Origin of the sequence: Bacillus pinisoli, assembly GCF_023036475.1 — a bacterium.
GTDB lineage: Bacteria > Bacillota > Bacilli > Bacillales > SA4 > Bacillus_BS > Bacillus_BS pinisoli.
The window spans coordinates 1-16660 of the sequence record NZ_JAJQKI010000010.1; the positions used below are offsets into that span (position 1 = coordinate 1).

Here is a 16660-nt window from a genome sequence, read left to right on the forward strand (position 1 = left end):
AAATTTCCCACCATACTTTGCCATACAAAAACACCCCAGAGGTTAGATTTTAACTCTAACTTCTGGGGGGCAGTACCAGCGCTCCAAGCATTTTCTTCAATTTAAATCATTACCTACACGTTTACTTCTTCTAAATATTTAATTGGTGTACTAAATAGTTTCGTTTGCTGATCTTTCGGGTCAAAATAAGCTAGCAGTAGGGAAGGTTTCTCTTTAATTTCACCTAATTGTAGGAAGTGATTGAGATCGAAGCTAATCATTTCTAGTACGGTATGCTTATAAATATCCTTCTCTGAAAGCTGTAATTCTTCAAAAGCTTTTCCTAATAAGGAAGGAGAAGCCAGGATTTTTCGGTATAGCTCTGATCGCTCTTCTTTAATGAGAGTATCATCCCACCAAGGCTTTCTTGGTTTATACTTTTGCCCGCGTAGATAATCTAACTTCATCAGACTATGAATAATCGAACGGTTTTCCTCTGACCAAAAACTTAAGAAGTTCCATAAGCGTTGAAATAAATCTTCAAGTTGATGACCAATTCGTCCCCAGCCCATCTTATCCCAATATAGTCCAAATTCTTGGAAGAAATCAAAAGGCGTGGCAAAAACCTCAGTTACTAAATACTCCACTGTATAGTCCATACGATGATCATTCCAATATTTTTCTAAAACATCTTCAACTTGCTTTATTTTAGAAATTTCTTCAAATGACAAGACATTATTCTTTAAGATTTCATAAGGGGAGTGGTCCATATACACATATTGATGCTGCTCAGCGCGAATACGAAGTCCGGTACCTCTTAACATTTTTAAGAATCCAAGCTGAAGTTCCTCTGGTCTTAATTCAAATACATCATTAAAAGTTTTCTTAAACGAATCATAGTCTTCTTCCGGCAAACCAGCGATTAAGTCCAAATGTTGGTCAATTTTTCCACCATTCTTTACCATTGATACAGTTCGAGTTAACTTTTGAAAGTTCTGTTTTCTCATGACAAGCTCATTTGTCGCGTCATTTGTAGATTGTACACCAATTTCAAAACGGAAGAGCCCTGTTGGAGCATTCTCATTTAAAAACTCAATAACTTCCGGTCTCATAATATCGGCTGTAATTTCAAACTGAAAAACAGTGCCTGGAAGATGTTCATCAATTAAAAACTGGAACATCTCCATTGCATAGCTCCTACTAATATTAAAGGTTCGATCCACGAATTTAATGGTTTTGGCACCATTCTTCATAAGAAAACGAATATCCTCTTTTACCTTTTCCTTATTGAAATAACGTACTCCCACCTCAATGGAAGATAAACAAAATTGACAGCTAAATGGACAACCTCTACTTGTTTCAATATAGGTTACACGCTTTGAAAGATGAGGAAGATCCTCTTCAAACCTAAATGGAGAAGGTGCTTCTTGAAGGTTCAGCTTATTACGCTGTGGATTTACAACAGCCTTTTGATCCTCCGTTCGGTAGGCAAGGCCATGAATATTCGTAAAATCGGTTTCTCCACTCTTTAACTGGTCCAACAATTGTTTAAACGTTTCCTCCCCTTCACCGATTACAATGTAATCAACGTCTTGTAATCTTTCCATCCAATACATGACATCATAGGAAACTTCAGGTCCACCAATCATAATCTTCAACTCAGGCTTAATTTTCTTAAGCATTCCAATGACTTTAATGGTTTCTTCTATGTTCCATATATAACAGCTAAACCCAATGACATCAGGTTTATATTTAAAAAGATCTGTCACGATATTTATAGAAGGATCTTTTATTGTATATTCAACCATTTCAACCTGATGCTCAGGTTCCACGTAAGCACGCAAACATCTGATGGCTAGGTTCGTATGAATATATTTTGCATTCAGTGTTGTTAAAACAATGTTCATTCTATTTATGAGCTCCTTTTTGCTGTAAGCAATCATTCTTATTACTATCAATATTGCCATTTCAACGATCACTATAGACCTGCAAGATACAAGCTTGTAGAGATGCGATTGGAATACTACTAGCTATTTTATCATATTTTGTAATGAAATGATGAAGGATGGTGTCAGGAAAGAACTGGAGAAATAATTTTTTGAAGGATTTGGATAGAATTTGTAGAAATAAATAGATAAAGCAGTTTGAATCGGAGAGGAAGTGTCAAGCTTGTCAGAGAAGCTATCAGTAATAGAGAAACAGACTTCTTTATATGAATTAGAAAAAGAAAACTTGTTGCTAAACGAAAAGCTGTGTCAATATGAGATGATTTTTGAACAATCACTAGATGCCATTTTTCTACTCGATCAAGAAGGTTATTTTATTGAAGTGAATGAAGCGGCTTGTCAATTGTTTGAGCTTCCAAGGAATCTGCTAGTTGGAAAAAGTGTAAGCCCCTTTCTCGTTTTAGAGTCTCTTCATTCACTTAAGCAGTATCAGCGCCTCCTTAACGAGCATGGTTCCTTTAAAGGTGATATAACAATACGAACAGGTCATGGAAAAGTTAAATATATAGAAGTTTCAGTACGAAAAAATACATTAAATAAAGTGAATGTATGTATTATGCGAGATGTTACTTCTAAGAAAAATTTGGAAAAACAACGCAATATTAGTAAGCAGCTGTTTATGGACGTTTATAATCGTGCGGTAGATGGAATTGTTATATTTGATCGAAATGGAAAGTTTATTAATTCTAATCAATCCTTTATGACAAGTTTTGAATTAACAAAAGAAGAGTTGGTCGGTTGCTCTATAGATGATTTTGTAGAAGAAGAATTTTTATATAAGCTGGAAAAGTTATGGAGAATTCTAGATGAAAAAGAAAGAGCACAAGGGGAACTGCCGGTAAAATTAAAGAGTGGTGCAAGGAAAATCTTTGAATTTACAACTACTGCAAATATTTTCGATAATTATTATATGTCTATTATGCGTGATGTCACAGAGAAGAAATTAATGGAACGAAAACTTCAAAAAAGTGAACTAAGGTTCCGAGAAATCTTTGATACAGCATTAGATGCTATTGTGATTTGGAATCAGGATGGCAGAGTTCTACGCGCAAATAATTCAGCAAGCAAAACCTTCGAAATGCCACTAGAGCTTCTATCTAATTATAAAATTTTTGATTTTGTTGATACAGAAAGTAATGAATTCATAGAGATGAACAAGGAACTTATTGAGACTGGTAAGGTAAGGGCAGAGCTCGACTTCCTCATGGTAAATGGACAAGTAAAAAGATTAGAATTTACCTCCAGGCATAAGGTGCTTGATGGGTACAATATGACGATTTTTCGTAATGTTAGTGAGACCAGAATGATGGAGAAGGAACTACGAGAAAGTGAACATAAGTTTAGAAAACTTTATGATAATGCATTAAACGGTTTTATAATCCTAGACCATGATGGACATATAGTCGATATGAATCCAGAAGCGAAGAGAATTTTTAATGTAGGTGAAAATTCATCATTTTTGCGAAAGAAATTTCAGGATTTTGCTATCTATAGTGAACTGGATAAGGAACAAAAATGGAGAGACCTTTTAAACAATCGTCACATTAATGGGCATTTTGTATTAGGCCATCGAAATATTGAATATACATTAAGTAAAAACATTATCCAAGATCATCATTTAGCCATCCTTCATGATGTTACAGAAAGAAAGGCCATGGAAGAAAGACTACGAAAATCAGACACGTTAAATGTTGTTGGTGAACTAGCAGCAGGAATCGCTCATGAAATAAGAAATCCAATGACCGCTTTAAAAGGCTTTATACAGCTACTACAAGGTAGCGAGATGCAAGAAGATTACGCTATGTACTTTGAAGTGATTACAGCTGAACTTATGAGAATCGAAACCATTATTACGGAGTTTTTAATATTAGCAAAGCCACAAGCAGTAAACTACCAGCAAAGAGACTTGATTAAAATTGTGAGTGATACGATTGATCTTTTAACACCACAGGCAGCTCTTGAGAATATTCAACTTGAGTTTACATCCCTAAATGAAATTCCTGAAATTTATTGTGAGCCGAATCAACTTAAGCAGGTTTTTATTAACATTTTAAAAAATGGCATAGAAGTGATGTCTAATGGTGGAGTGATTTCCGTCACAACTTCTCTTGAAGAGAATCAGATGGTGAAGATTTCTTTTAAAGATCAAGGAACTGGAATCCCTAAGGATAAGTTAAAACGTTTAGGCGAACCGTTTTATACAACGAAGGAACGTGGTACTGGACTAGGTTTAATGGTTTCTTATAAAATAATAGCTGAACACAATGGGAAAATTGAAGTTGAGAGTGAGGAAGGACAGGGAACTGTATTTCATATCTTCTTGCCAATTCACCCAAAGAACTAGGGGTGGCGTATGCTTTTATATAACATGATGAATTCAATTCTAGGTACTATTTATATTGTCTCAAATGATGATTTTATCATAAAAGTATTAATTGATGAAGAACAGTGGATTGAATTTCGAGAGAAGATTAAAGAGGAGCTCGTGTATTCAGATACTCAACTGTTGCAAGAGGCTGTTACTCAGTTAAAAGAATACTTTTCAGGAGATCGAAAGGTATTTGATTTACCTTTATATCAGACAGGAACAGATTTTCAAAGAAAGGTTTGGAAAAGTCTGCAAAACATACCCTATGGCAATACGCTAAGCTATTTAGATATAGCTGAAAGTGTAAATAGCCCAAAGGCTGTTAGGGCAGTTGGTCAAGCAAACCGCAGAAATAATTTGCCTATTATTGTACCTTGTCACCGAGTAATTGGTAAAAATAATAGTCTCACAGGTTATGCAGGAAATAAAATAGACTTAAAGGAAAAACTTCTTCAATTAGAAGGTGTACGAATATAACGTCATCTCCTAGCCCATGCCATCTGAATCTTCAGGGGCTTTTTCTTAGTTAGAGGAAGGGCTTTCATTAACGGAGGTGTAATATGGAGCTAGAAACTGCGTTTCATTTTGTTGATCAATATGGATATATAGCTTTATTTGTGGTTTTGTGGATTGGGATTTTCATCATTCCTGTGCCAAATGAAATAATTGTTATGTCTACAGGACTCGTTCTCTCAAATGGAATGATGACATTTCTACCCACATTCTTTACCACATACTTCGGTGTGGTGATGAGTTTGTCTACATTATATGTGCTAGGGAGATTTGGATTTTATCCGTTGCAAAAAAGGTTTTTGCACCGTACCAATTATAAAAAATATGTAGAATGGTCCTCACGGCTTATTGAGAAATACGGCCCATTTGCATTAGTCATAGGATATTGTTTTCCAGGTGTGCGTCATTTCGTTCCATTTGTCATAGGGAGTAACCGGATGAAGTTTCGTACATTTGCTCTATACGCCTATAGTACAGCAGCTGTATGGTCGTCACTATTTTTTATGCTAGGATTCTTCTTTGGTGAACAAATGGATCATATAGTAAAAAATATTTTTGTTTATGGATCCATTGTTACTGGGTGTATAGTTGCTGTGGCAACCCTATTTATAATAAAACAAAGTCAACGAAGGAAGAGATTTAGAATGGGGAAAATTTCATAGAAACTCTTTTCACATTGAATTCCTTTTCAGACACAAAGAAAAAACGTGTAGAAGTCGATCTACACGTTTTTTTAACATCCATTTGAAGCAAAAGAGTTACTATTGATTTTCTAGCATTAGAATAATATCAAGACTTTCCGATGGACTAACGGAAACGGGTACAAGGATTGCCTGACTAAATCCTGATAACTTAGCCTCACCGACTAGAATGGTTGGTGGTGTTATATCCATCAATAGTTCGTTTTGAGAAGCATTTGTTGCAAGATTTCCGGCAATCATATTCCCGAGCTCTCCTGTGAAGGATTCGAGCATTTCACCTTCAAGCTCCATTCCATACATACTTTGACCTATAGAGCTAAAGGTTGTGGGATTTGCATCAATAACAATTCTACCCTTTACATCCCCAGTCATCCCAATAAGTACAGACATTTTTGACTTAATTACTTTTTCCTTAAAGAGGCTAGGACTACTAACAGTTACTGACATGGGAAGGACATTTTTTACAGATTGAATAGTGCCATTTAAGATTTTTGTGATATTCGCGTTTTGTGACACGGTTCCACCTCATTTAAAATAACGAACTTTTATTTTCATTATCATAACATATTTAGTCCTAGATTGTGCGTATTTTCGAGAAAATAATCGAATATTGTCGAAGGCTTCATCACTGTGTCCATTTTAAAAAGCAACTAAGGCTCTTTACATCGTAAAATGGAAGTCACCCTTGTAGGTTAAATACTTTTCTACAAGGGTGATCATAGACTATCCGTTTTTAAAATAAACTACTAAAAAGTTGTTCAATCTCTACTTTGTAATTTCCTCTTAAAATGCCTTTTTCTGTAATAATTGCGCTTATCAACTCATTAGGAGTAACATCAAAGGCTGGATTAAATACTTTTACTCCTTCAGGTGCAACTTGCTGACCAAATATATGCGTAATTTCTTTTGCATCTCTTTCTTCAATTGGTATTAAATGACCAGCTTCAAGTGTTGGATCAAAAGTTGATAATGGTGCTGCCACATAAAATGGAATTTGAAAGGCTTTTGCAAGAATAGCTAGATTGTAGGTACCAATCTTGTTAGCTGTATCCCCATTTGCCGTAATACGATCTGCTCCAACAATAATTGCATTAATGCCTTTTGTTGCGATTGTATGAGCTGCCATATTGTCCGTAATCAATGTAACATCAACATCAGCCTGCATAAGTTCCCATGTCGTTAATCGTGCTCCTTGTAAAACAGGACGAGTTTCTGATGCGAACACTTGCAGCGTTTTACCAGCATCTTTTGCTAAATAAAAAGGTGCTAGTGCTGTGCCATATCTTGCAGTAGCAATTGACCCTGCATTACAGATGGTTAAGACTTTATCTTGATCTTTAAACAGTGATAAAGCATGGGTCCCAATTTGTCGGCAAACTTCTTCATCCTCAGCTTGGATTTGAATGGCTTCATGCGTTAAAATGGTCTTTGCTTCATTTACGGAAGTGGCACTCTTTACCTTAGAAGAAAGACGATCAAGGGCCCAGGCTAAATTTACAGCTGTTGGACGTGAGCTAGCTAAAAACTCCCGGTCTTTATTTAATTTTTCGTGAAAACTGGTTAGGTCGTTTTCATCGTAGTTATTAGCTGCTAATGCTAACCCAAAAGCAGCTGTTATTCCTATTGCAGGGGCGCCACGAACCTTTAAAGTGAAAATCGCATCCCATACATCTTGAATGGTTCTAAGCTCAATATACACTGTTTCAAGTGGAAGCTTTTGTTGATCTAATAAAAAGATATGATCATTTTTCCATTGAACTGATTGTGGAATGGTGAAATTCTTAGTCATGTTGTAATACACTCCTTACACGTTGAAGCAATTCTTCAGTCGTGCTTATATTTGTTCTATGTTTAAGTAGATATTTACCAAGTTCAATTGCATTATTCTTAGCTACCAAACGTGTAGCTTCATTTTCAATGCCGTCTAAATCAGCAACGTGGGCCAAACCAATGGTTCTTCTTATTAATTCACAGCCAGCAAAGCCAATAGTGTCCTCAAAAATCTCTTTTAATGTGTAGTCTAAGAATCCAGGGATCTTTGAGTATTCCTCTGTACTTTCTTCATTCCAAAGTCTTGTAAATTCTGTATTAAATACATGCCAAGTTGTATCTATATGCGTAAACAGTTTATGTTGATTTTCTTGATTTACTGATAGTGAATTTAGTAGTAAATTTGCAATGAACTGTCCAATATCAAAGCCCATTGGGCCGTAGTATGCAAATTCTGGGTCAATTACTTTCGTTTCTAACTCACTTGCAAAAATACTTCCGGTATGCAGGTCACCGTGTAATAGTGCTTCCGCATTTGTTAAGAATTTTTTCTTTAGTTTGGCAACCTCTAGTTTAACCTCTGCATCGTTCCAAAGGTTATGGACGGCACTGGTTAAACCATCTTCAAAATTGTTTGTATCTTTATCAAAGAAAGGATCTGTGAAAACTAAATCCTCTGTAATTTTACAAAGTTCAGGATTTATGAACTCTTGTACTTGTTCTTTTTTAACTTTAGGATCTAATGCATAATCCGAGGTATAAAAAAGAGTCTTAGCTAGGTAAGTACCGATATGCTTTGAGAGCAGCGGGAAATGCTTTCCGTCAATTAAGCCCTTTCTAGAAATCTCTAGATGTGATAAGTCTTCCATCACCGTTATGGCAAGATTCTCGTCTGTAAAATGTACAACAGGGACAAGTTCAGGTACATATTTAGCTGCTACTCGTAAAGCATTTGCTTCAATTTGGTTACGCTTCAATGTTAACGGCCAGCTTTCACCCACAACTTTTGCATAAGGCAATGCTTGCTTAATAATAATACTCTTGCCGTTGATCTTGTCTGAGACATGGAAAACGAGATTTAAGTTGCCATCACCAATCTCATTACAAGTAAGAACTGCATCTTTAGGAAAAAGCTTTAATTCAAGTGCTAATGTAGTAGCGGTACTTTCTGTAAGTGGTTCATATGTGAAACGGTTTGCAACTGTCATGTATGAGCAACCTCCTTGGTATTCTATCCAGATAAAATAAAAAGCCTCTTTCATAAAGAAAGAGGCTTGAAGTCATTGCTTCGCACCTCTTATCTACCAGAATAAATAAAACTTCTGTTGGATGTAGCACCGTGCCTTACGAAGAATAACTTCTTGGTTATCTAATTGGCGCATATTAATATGTTCGCGCCCCATTTCGCAATGGTATTACGGTCGGTTGCTGCAGCTTCATCGGGCCATTTCCCTCAGCCAACTCTTGATAAGAGAGTATTAATTTATTAAATTGTCTGATATTACTCGCAGTTCATAATATCAAGCTTCTACATAATCTGTCAATATATAATTTTTGAGTCTAAGGTTTATTGATTTAATCCTGATTAACGAGTGTAACTCTAAGAGAATGTATATTTTTTTCTTAAAGGTTGTTGCTTTCGTGTTTAGTGTCATCTACATTTTATCTAGACAGAGCTCTTCGATTAGTACGCATTTAGCGTTAAAAGTGAGCTTTACTACAGATAAAGGGGTTAAAAAGCAACAAAGTTTTAGAACATAGTCTTAAATATAGCAATTTACACGTCTAAAAATGGTAATACAGTCAACGTCATGATTCATTCCGAACGGAATTGCACAGTAATTCACGATAATCGCACACAAGTTCGAAAGAATTGCACACAACAAGCGGCGAATTGCACACTAGTCGTAAATAATTGCACAAACCAAACGAATTGTAAATTTATCCGACTTAACGAAATGCTGCTTATTGGTAAAACTCAGGTCTACGGTCTGAAAAGATAGGGATTTGCTTTCTGACATTTTTCACTTTTTCAATTTGTAATTCGCCTGTAAGAATAGATTCTTCTTCTGTTGCTTCTGCTAAAACCTCTCCCCACGGATCTATGATCATGGAATGTCCAACAAACTCGTTTTTAGGATCCTTGCCTGCACGATTACAAGCAACAACATAGCATTGATTTTCTATGGCTCTACTAATTAATAGCGATCTCCAATGAGTAAGCCGCGGATGTGGCCATTCAGCAACGACGAATACAACTTCTGCCCCCTTGGCAGTATGTTTTCTAATCCATTCAGGGAAACGAATATCATAGCAGATAAAGCCTGCACAAGAAACACCATTCAATGAAAACATGCCATCATGTTGACCAGCCTGTAGGTAATGATGTTCATCCATTAATTTAAATAAGTGTAGTTTACTGTATTCATTGAGTAACTCACCATTTCTGTCAATCATGTACATCGTATTATAGACACCATCATCAGTTCTTTTTGCAATGGATCCGCCTACTATATTTACACGATGTTCTTTCGCGAGTTGGGTAAGGAATAAAAGGGTATCTTGGCCCTCATGATCAGCAATCTCATCTAGTCTAGTTAAATCATATCCAGTTGTCCAAAGTTCCGGCAACACAATAACGTCCGGCTTATCGAGCACTGCTTTTTCAATTTTTTCACGCATATGTTTAAAATTTTCTTCCGGGTTCCCAAAAGCAATATCAAATTGGATGCAGCTAACTTTAAGGTTCATCTACCTCTACTCCTTTAAAAAATTACTTTACAAGTTGTCATTAACACTATAATATTTTGCACTGTAATTTCAATATAATTTTTACTTATCTGAATTTCAAATCAACTAGAGTGAAACGTTAAAGAATATAGATAAACAACTAAAGGAGTTAATAATGAGAACGTTTGAACAGTCTAATCTACTCAAAAGTTTACCCACTCAGTTTTTTGCAACACTCGTTGGCAAGGTTAATAAAGTAATTGAACAAGGACATGATGTTATTAACCTAGGGCAAGGTAACCCAGACCAACCAACACCAGATCATATTGTAAAGGCTTTGCAGGAAGCAGCTACGAATCCAATTCATCACAAGTATTCTCAGTTTAGAGGGCAAAAGTTCTTAAAGGATGCCATTGTCGCTTACTACAAAAGAGAGTATGGAGTCGAGCTTGATGCTGAAAAACAAGTTGCGATTCTTTTTGGTGGGAAAGCAGGATTAGTAGAAGTTCCACAATGTCTTCTTAATGAGGGTGAAACAGTCTTAGTCCCAGATCCGGGATATCCGGACTATTGGTCAGGTGTAGAACTAGCTAAAGCCAAAATGGAATTAATGCCTTTAAAAGCTGAAAATCAGTTCTTACCGGATTACAAGGAATTGGATACTGATATTTTAGAAAAAGCAAAGCTTATGTTTTTAAATTATCCGAACAACCCTACAGGAGCCATTGCAACAAAGGAGTTTTTTGAAGAAACTGTTCATTTGGCAAACAAACATAATATTTGTGTCGTTCATGATTTTGCCTATGGAGCTATCGGATTTGACGGTAAGAAGCCACTCAGTTTCTTGCAAACAGAAGGAGCTATAGAGACGGGGATTGAAATTTATACGCTATCCAAAACCTATAATATGGCAGGCTGGCGCGTTGGATTTGCTGTTGGTAATGAAAGTGTGATTGAAGCGATTAATCTCCTGCAAGACCATATGTATGTTAGTTTATTCGGTGCTATTCAAGAAGCAGCTGCTCATGCACTTTTATCTTCACAAGAATGTGTGGATCACCTTGTTCAAACATATGAATCTAGACGTGATACATTTATTTCAGAATTACATGCAATGGGATGGAAAGTGGAAGCACCAGCAGGGTCGTTCTTTGCTTGGCTTCCTGTACCGGAAGGATTCACTTCGGTTAGTTTTTCTGATTATTTGCTTGAAAAAGCACATGTTGTTGTGGCACCAGGTGTTGGTTTTGGAAAATTTGGAGAAGGATATGTGAGAGTTGGTTTATTAACGAACGAAGAACGATTGACTGAAGCTGTATCCAGAATTAAAAGATTAAATCTGTTCTAAAATTACTCTTGACATTTAATAATGATGCTGTCATAATCCAAATTAATTTAAAACTAATTGTTAAGCTCCTGCAAATGGGAGTCGTCATAAAACTTATCAAGAGTAGGCGGAGGGACTAGCCCGATGAAGCCCGGCAACCGACTTTAAATCCATGATTTAGAGCACGGTGCTAATTCTTGCAGCTTTATTGCTGAGAGATAAGGAGATGTTATAGTCTATTAACCTCTTCTTATGAAGGGGTTTTTTTATGTTTTTAATCTAAATAACAATATTGTTTATTTTATAAATGATAAGAGAAGCTAAGCTAATGAGCGATTATTGAGTAAAGAGGTGTTTAATTTGGCAAGTGTAATAGCTACATATCTCATACATGATGTAAAAGGAGATTTGCAAAAGAAAGCAGAAGGAATTGCCCTTGGCTTGACAATAGGTTCGTGGACGGAGCTTCCACAGCTAGAGAAAGAGCAATTAAAAAAACATAAGGGTGAGGTTGTCTCCGTTTCGGAATTACCAGAGAGCACTCACGTTAATGATTATTTGGGAAAAAACGTTAAACGTGGACAAATACAAGTAGCTTATCCTATTGAAAATTTTTCACATGATCTACCAGCTATTTTAACAACTGTATTTGGAAAGTTGTCGTTAGATGGTGAAGTGAAGCTCATCGATTTAGATTTCCCGAACGAAATAAAGCGTTCTTTTCCAGGCCCATCTTTTGGGATAGACGGAATTAGAAGTAAGCTTGGTGTTTATGATCGTCCTCTTTTAATGAGTATATTTAAAGGTGTAATTGGAAGGGACCTTGATTACTTAAGGGACCAACTTAAAGAACAATTATTAGGTGGTGTGGACTTAGTTAAGGATGATGAAATCTTATTTGATAATCCATTAACACCATTTGAAAAACGGGTCACAACAGGACGTGATGTAATAAAAGAGGTGTATGAAGAAACAGGTCATAAGGCCCTTTATGCTGTTAATTTATCAGGGAGAACGTTCGAATTAATTGAGAAGGCCAAACGAGCAAAAGAGCTTGGGGCGGATTTATTACTATTTAATGTGTTTGCATATGGTCTAGATGTGTTACAGGCTCTTGTGGAAGACAAGGAGATTGGATTACCAATTATGGCTCATCCAGCTGTTAGTGGAGCTTTAACCCCATCGGAGTTTTACGGGATACAAAACCCACTTTTACTTGGTAAGCTTCTACGTTATGCTGGGGCTGATTTCTCTTTATTCCCTTCACCGTACGGAAGTGTTGCATTAAAGAGAGAGGAAGCGTTGGGAATTGCAGCTGAGCTTACAAAGGATGATGAATTTAAAAAACCGTTCCCCGTTCCGTCTGCAGGAATTCACCCAGGGCTTGTACCTTTATTAATGAAGGACTTTGGCTTGCAATCTGTCATTAATGCAGGTGGTGGAGTTCACGGGCATCCAGACGGAGCTATTGGTGGAGGTAAGGCGTTTAGAGCGGCTATTCAAGCGACTTTAGCAGGTGTATCCTTACAGGATGCCGCTCATCAGGATGAATATTTGAAGAAAGCAATCTCTTTATGGGGCTTGTAAGAGGGTGTATTCATGAACCAAATTATATTTTGTGATTTTGATGGAACCATTACTGAAACGGATAATATCATCTCACTTATGAAGCAATTTGCACCTCCTGAGTGGAACAGTATGAAAGATCAAATATTGTCTCAAGAGATCTCCATTCAAGAAGGAGTGGGGAAGATGTTTTCTTTACTTCCTTCTTCTATAAAAGACGATATCATCCACTACTTAAAAGAAACGGCTATTATTCGTGAAGGGTTTTCTGATTTTGTTCAATTTACAAAAGAAGAAGAAATTGAACTTTTTATTGTAAGCGGGGGCATCGACTTTTTTGTTTATCCTTTGCTAGAAGGGCTAATTAGTAAAGAATTCATTTTTTGTAATGCTTCTGACTTCAGTAATGAGAAGATTCAGGTTCTGTGGCCAAATAGCTGTGATGAATCGTGTGATAATGGATGTGGGTGTTGTAAGCCTAGTCTTATTAAGAAACTTGCCCAAAAGGAAGACCACGTCATCGTCATCGGTGATTCGATAACAGATTTGCAGGCTGCAAAGCAAGCAGATACAGTCTTTGCAAGGGACTTTCTTAAAGAAAAACTGACTGAACTGAACATTCCATTTCAACCATTTGAAACATTCTATGATGTGATTCATTATTTGAAAGAGCAAAAGGTGATTAATGTATGAGTAACTTGCAAGAAAGATGGACGGAGCTAGCTGATATAAAAGATGAACTGGCATGGAGAGATTGGTTTCCAGGAACAAGTGGCAACCTATCAATCAAGGTCTCAAACGAACCCTTAACCTTTTTAGTCACGGCAAGTGGGAAGGACAAACGGAAACGAACCGAGGAAGACTTCCTATTAGTTGACCACGAGGGGAAACCAGCAGAATCAACACATCTAAAGCCATCAGCTGAAACACTGCTTCACACCGAAGTCTATAACCGAACCAATGCAGCCTGTTGTCTACATGTTCACACCGTTGACAATAATGTAATCTCAGACCTTTTCTTCCCAAAGGGAGAAATTGTCTTTCATAAACAAGAACTCATTAAAGCATTCGGACTATGGGAAGAAGATGCAACCTTTACAGTGCCAATCATCTACAATCATGCCCATATCCCAACACTGGCCGAAGCGTTCATTCCTCAAATCAATGGTGACGCAGGAGCCGTACTCATCCAAAACCATGGTATTACCGTATGGGGAAGATCCCCCCTAGAAGCTAAGCGATACCTAGAAGCATGCGAGTTTCTCTTTAGCTATGAATTAAAGAAACTCATGCTTAAAAATGTGGTAGCAGCACTTTAACACACTACCGCATCGGGGGCCTGTCCCCCGATGCGGTGATGCACTAAAGTGAGTGTGTGTGAAATCAACATGATTAGATTAATATTTTGCTAGATATAGAAGGAGGAGTTAGAAATGGCAACAATTCGTATTCACGGAAGTAATGAAATTATTGAAGATCAGGTGAAGGTAGCTGAGTTTCTAAATAGTAATGAGGTTATTTATGAGCAATGGGATATTTCTAAATTACCAGCTGACCTTCGTGAGAATTATCAATTATCTGACGAGCAGAAGAGTGCTGTTTTAGCAGCGTTTGATGTTGAGATTAAGGATATTTCAGAAAGAAGAGGTTATAAAACTGCTGATGTTATTGCGTTATCAGATGCAACGCCTAATTTAGATCAGTTATTAACGAATTTCCAACAAGAGCATCATCATACAGATGATGAAGTAAGATTTATTGTGAGTGGCCATGGGATCTTTGTTATCCAGGGGCATGATGATGTATTCTTCGATGTACGTTTAGAGCCAGGCGATTTAATTTCAGTGCCTGAAAATGTTCGACATTATTTTACTTTACAAGAGGACCGTAAAGTTGTAGCAGTTCGTATTTTTGTGACACCAGAAGGTTGGGTCCCAATTTATGAGCAAAATGAAGTAAATGCATAAAATAAAAACCCTTTTCATGCCAGATGAAAAGGGTTTTTATTATTGTCTGGCTTCACACAAGAAGAATAAATCTCTACTGTTCCACTTACTGAAGGGCTCTTTTCTAAAACTATGTTGCTTCTTAAAACTACTTTATCCGATGTTAAGCTTATTCTATACGATAAAATGACGTATTTATCGTTTTAGAAAAGTGCGACTTTCTAGATGAAAAGTAGAAGACTTTATAATAGTACGAAAGCAGCCTATTGAATAAATTGCCTTTCATCAATTAGTGTGGCCGCCTTTACAAATTTTGCATTCGTTTGAATAACGGGTATAAATTCTTTAATCACACCAGCCGTCTTTTCTCCAGGTGGTCCCACATGGCCAATAGCTACGATCTCATCGTCGCTCCCTTGTAGTCTTTTAATAAGACGTTTCGTTTGATTGATAATGTGTTGAGTTGTATAAACATCATCAAAAAATAACTCATTCTCTAAATAAGGAACACCGATCTCTTGAGCAAGGGAAGCGACTACACTCTTTGGGGTGGTTTTACTATCAATATAAATTAGACCGTGTTCACGACATTCTTCTAAAATGACAGTCATTACCCTTTTGTCGGCTGTCACTTTGGACCCCATATGATTGTTTATACCTATGGCGTACGGAACATCTTTGATGGCATCATTTACTCTTTTTCTAATTTCTTCAGAAGACAAGTCAGTCGTAATAGCACCTGGACCTAACCAATGACGCTTACCTTTAACAGGCTCCATTGGTAAATGGATAATGACATCATGTCCTAAACGATGTGCCCATTCAGCATCAGACTTTGACGTTTCCAAAAAAGGCATGACTGCAATGGTTAGTGGAATAGGTAGCGCTAGGATTTCTTCAGACCCTTTCATTTTATTGCCAAAGTCATCTATGATGATCGCTACCTTTTTTTCTTCCGACTGTGCATTTATGCTGACAGGTAGAAGTAAACAACTTAGTAGAGAAAAAAGAAGAATTCTGGTAAGCAACATATAATCGCTCCTTTTCATGATAGAGTGCCTGAAATAATAATCGTTTTCTATAGCATGAGCCAGAGCGTTTAATATTACTCCTCGTTAGTTGGTGTCATTGTATTTTCTTCTGTAGTTGATGGCTGTTTAACCTTCCAGAGTTTATAGGCATGTAAATCACGTTCAATTTGTTTAAAGATAAAGGCAATAATCGTGGCATCATCAATATATCCAGGTCCAATTAAGAGATCTGGAATAAAGTCTGTAGGGACAACAAAATAAAGAATGCCGATTACTATTAATGTAAGTGTCTTATACGGCACTTCACGATATCTGCCTGACACCCAATCATCGAAGGCATCCACGAGTAAAAGAAGCTGATTTCGAAAGCTTTCAATTTTACCAACTTCAGATTTTGTTTTAGTAGTTGCTTCTTGTATAAGTGCTTTCGCTTTTTTTCGATCGTTTATGTATTGTAAAGCTTTCGTACGGTAGCGTTTAATAGTATTATCTTTCGCAACATCTGTGATATGTTTTCCCATCATTGCTCACTCCTGCTTACTATTCTTATATCTAGTTTACCATGCGTGTGAAAAAATTCATAAGATTCCTAACACCTAGAACAACAAAATACTCCTTGCGTCGGTACAAGAGTATACAATAGATGAAATACGTCAAAAATGTGACATATTTTTAAAATAAATGATTGAAAAAAATGTCTAATTTTGCGATTCTATTTACATA

At 36.7% G+C, this 16660-nt stretch carries 15 protein-coding genes and 2 riboswitches; of the genes, 8 read left to right on the top strand and 7 right to left on the bottom strand.

What is annotated here, in order from left to right; translation table 11 throughout:
* Nucleotides 1-113: 113 nt before the first annotated feature.
* On the bottom strand, nt 114-1886 hold the full coding sequence (locus tag LT143_RS14410; protein WP_246943922.1) for a B12-binding domain-containing radical SAM protein: 1773 nt from the start codon (nt 1884-1886) through the stop codon (nt 114-116).
* 262 nt (nt 1887-2148) lie between these two features.
* Between LT143_RS14410 and LT143_RS14415 the strand changes: the two genes are divergently transcribed.
* The 3 genes from LT143_RS14415 (at nt 2149) to LT143_RS14425 (ending at nt 5528) form a co-directional block, all read left to right on the top strand.
* Nucleotides 2149-4329 (top strand): PAS domain S-box protein, encoded by a 2181-nt coding sequence (locus tag LT143_RS14415; protein WP_246943923.1) that lies wholly within the window; start codon nt 2149-2151, stop codon nt 4327-4329.
* 9 nt (nt 4330-4338) lie between these two features.
* Entirely contained in the window at nt 4339-4830 is a 492-nt protein-coding gene (locus LT143_RS14420; RefSeq protein WP_272495811.1) for a methylated-DNA--[protein]-cysteine S-methyltransferase, read from the top strand.
* Nucleotides 4831-4913: 83 nt separating this feature from the next.
* Nucleotides 4914-5528, top strand: coding sequence for a DedA family protein (locus LT143_RS14425; RefSeq protein WP_246943924.1), 615 nt, complete (start codon nt 4914-4916; stop codon nt 5526-5528).
* A 99-nt stretch (nt 5529-5627) separates the two neighbouring features.
* Here the strand turns inward: LT143_RS14425 and LT143_RS14430 are convergent, their stop codons facing one another.
* The 4 genes from LT143_RS14430 to LT143_RS14445 form a co-directional block, all read right to left on the bottom strand.
* Nucleotides 5628-6083, bottom strand: coding sequence for a chemotaxis protein CheX (locus tag LT143_RS14430; RefSeq protein WP_246943925.1), 456 nt, complete (start codon nt 6081-6083; stop codon nt 5628-5630).
* 217 nt (nt 6084-6300) lie between these two features.
* Entirely contained in the window at nt 6301-7356 is a 1056-nt protein-coding gene (gene mtnA / locus LT143_RS14435) for an S-methyl-5-thioribose-1-phosphate isomerase (protein ID WP_246943926.1), read from the bottom strand.
* Nucleotides 7349-8545 carry an S-methyl-5-thioribose kinase gene (gene mtnK / locus LT143_RS14440; protein ID WP_246943927.1) on the bottom strand — a complete coding sequence of 399 codons (1197 nt, stop codon included), beginning with the start codon at nt 8543-8545 and terminating at the stop codon, nt 7349-7351. Before mtnK ends, mtnA begins: the two co-directional genes overlap by 8 nt.
* An 86-nt stretch (nt 8546-8631) precedes the next feature.
* Nucleotides 8632-8811, bottom strand: a riboswitch (SAM riboswitch).
* A gap of 491 nt (nt 8812-9302) precedes the next feature.
* On the bottom strand, nt 9303-10088 hold the full coding sequence (locus LT143_RS14445; protein WP_246943928.1) for a carbon-nitrogen family hydrolase: 786 nt from the start codon (nt 10086-10088) through the stop codon (nt 9303-9305).
* 154 nt (nt 10089-10242) lie between these two features.
* On the opposite strand from LT143_RS14445, the gene LT143_RS14450 reads away from it, so the two are divergent.
* From LT143_RS14450 to LT143_RS14470, 5 genes are all read left to right on the top strand, one after another.
* Nucleotides 10243-11415, top strand: coding sequence for a pyridoxal phosphate-dependent aminotransferase (locus LT143_RS14450; RefSeq protein ID WP_246943929.1), 1173 nt, complete (start codon nt 10243-10245; stop codon nt 11413-11415).
* Between the two features lie 90 nt (nt 11416-11505).
* A riboswitch (SAM riboswitch) is annotated at nt 11506-11619 on the top strand.
* A 135-nt stretch (nt 11620-11754) separates the two neighbouring features.
* A complete protein-coding gene (gene mtnW, locus LT143_RS14455) occupies nt 11755-12981 on the top strand; it encodes a 2,3-diketo-5-methylthiopentyl-1-phosphate enolase (protein ID WP_246943930.1) in 1227 nt (408 codons plus the stop codon).
* 12 nt (nt 12982-12993) lie between these two features.
* Nucleotides 12994-13653: a 2-hydroxy-3-keto-5-methylthiopentenyl-1-phosphate phosphatase gene (locus LT143_RS14460; RefSeq protein WP_246943931.1), complete on the top strand. Its 660-nt coding sequence runs from the start codon at nt 12994-12996 to the stop codon at nt 13651-13653.
* Entirely contained in the window at nt 13650-14279 is a 630-nt protein-coding gene (locus LT143_RS14465; protein ID WP_246943932.1) for a methylthioribulose 1-phosphate dehydratase, read from the top strand. The genes LT143_RS14460 and LT143_RS14465 overlap by 4 nt, the downstream gene beginning before the upstream one ends.
* Nucleotides 14280-14393: 114 nt before the next feature.
* Nucleotides 14394-14927 (top strand): 1,2-dihydroxy-3-keto-5-methylthiopentene dioxygenase, encoded by a 534-nt coding sequence (locus tag LT143_RS14470; protein ID WP_246943933.1) that lies wholly within the window; start codon nt 14394-14396, stop codon nt 14925-14927.
* Nucleotides 14928-15169: 242 nt separating this feature from the next.
* Here LT143_RS14470 and LT143_RS14475 read toward each other — a convergent pair whose 3' ends face one another.
* On the bottom strand, nt 15170-15937 hold the full coding sequence (locus LT143_RS14475; RefSeq protein ID WP_246943934.1) for a divergent polysaccharide deacetylase family protein: 768 nt from the start codon (nt 15935-15937) through the stop codon (nt 15170-15172).
* Nucleotides 15938-16011: 74 nt separating this feature from the next.
* Nucleotides 16012-16458 (bottom strand): YkvA family protein, encoded by a 447-nt coding sequence (locus LT143_RS14480; RefSeq protein ID WP_246943935.1) that lies wholly within the window; start codon nt 16456-16458, stop codon nt 16012-16014.
* Nucleotides 16459-16660 lie beyond the last annotated feature (202 nt).